This is a genomic window from Moorena sp. SIO3B2, from assembly GCF_010692525.1.
In the GTDB taxonomy this organism is placed as follows: domain Bacteria; phylum Cyanobacteriota; class Cyanobacteriia; order Cyanobacteriales; family Coleofasciculaceae; genus Moorena; species Moorena producens.
Window position 1 is genome coordinate 1 of record NZ_JAAHHE010000832.1, and the last position, 1,562, is coordinate 1,562.

Here is a 1,562-nt window from a genome sequence, read left to right on the forward strand (position 1 = left end):
TAAGAATGTAGAATTAAACACCTACACAGAATTAATTACCTACTCTCAATTTCTGTAATCCTGACATTGTAAGGTTTTTAATTTTGTGAAATGTGTAATCAATTTTGTATACCTGCTTACAAATTCTCAATTCTAAATTCTACATTCTAAATTATAATCTATTCCCATGGTTTTATTTTCACAATTAAAATAGGGATGCTAGACTGGGTTTAATGTAACCTAAAATGACTCTCCCAAGGTTTTCGACTTTGGGAGTATTTACTTGCTGTTAAGCACTTTACTAGATTTCATAATAATTATCAAGCCTTTTTAAGAGTTTATTGATAATAGATAGCAGTTATCAATTGGGTGAGGTAAATCAGTTGAGAATTTTAGGTAATAGGAAACAGGTAACAGGTAAAAAATCCTGTATACTTGATTACTATCAGAACTACCGTAACTTTTCTAATTTCTTTTGAGCAAACTCCCGCAATTTAGGATCAGGGTCATGCTCTGCTCTATCCTGCAATAAAGACCGGGTTTGGGAATGGTTAGGATAGTAGTTGAGGATGGCATTAAGGGCTATTTGTCGAGGATTGTCATCCCAGCTTTTCTTGCGCTCAAAGGGGTCATTGAGAGTGCGATGCTCTGAAAGAGCCGCTACGCGAACACATAAAAATTTAAATAACCAAGGCTGATCGTGCCAACCTTGAGCTAACTGTTCAATTGCTGTACTTCGCAGCCAGGAATCTTTATCAGAACGAACCGATTCCTGAAGTATGGCTAAGGTATCTGGGTGGTCTTGGTAACCTTGAGCTAACTGTTCAATTGCTGTAAGTCGCACCGACGAATTTTTATCAGAGCGAGCGGATTGTTGAAGTAGGGCTAAGGTATCTCGGTGGTCTTGGTAAGCTTGAGCTAACTGTTCAAGTGCTGTACGTCGCACCCTCGAATCTTTATCAGAGCGAGCGGATTGTTGAAGTAGGGCTAAGGTATCTCGGTGGTCTTTGTAACCTAGAGCTAACAGTATAATTGCTCTACATCGCACCAACGAATGCTGATCAAAACGAGCGGATTGTTGAAGTAGGGCTAAGGTATCTCGATGGTCTTGGTAACCTTGAGCTAACTGTTCAATTGCTGTACGTCGCACATCCTCTTTATCAAAGGAAGCCAATTGTTGAAGTAAGGGTAAGGTATCTGGGTGGTCTTTGTAACCTAGAGCTAATTGTTGAATTGCTGTACGTCGCACCATCCAATATTGATCATAGCGAGCCAATTGTTGAAGTAAGGGTAAGGTATCTGGGTGGTCTTGCCAATGGGTGGCTACTGCTACAACAGCTTGAAAGCGACTATAATGGAATTTGTGTCTATTTTTAGAATAATGAATTAAGTCTTTGAAGCAATTCAGTAATTCAGTATCCGTTGATTGAATTTCATACCGATTCCTAACTTCAGACAAACAATCCCCTGCCAGAAATAAATTACCAAACTCATACGCTTCTCCATCTTGTGCCATCAAATACTCAATAATTTCTCACCTTTATTAGAATCAATCATGCCCACAATCAACCTGAGCACTTCAT

The 1,562-nt window shown here is 39.1% G+C and carries 1 protein-coding gene; it reads right to left on the reverse strand.

Annotation, left to right across the window (positions count from 1 at the left end; all coding sequences use genetic code 11):
* Positions 1-430 precede the first annotated feature (430 nt).
* Positions 431-1,495, reverse strand: coding sequence for a HEAT repeat domain-containing protein (locus F6K38_RS41570; RefSeq protein ID WP_287360678.1), 1,065 nt, complete (start codon positions 1,493-1,495; stop codon positions 431-433).
* Between the last annotated feature and the right edge of the window lie 67 nt (positions 1,496-1,562).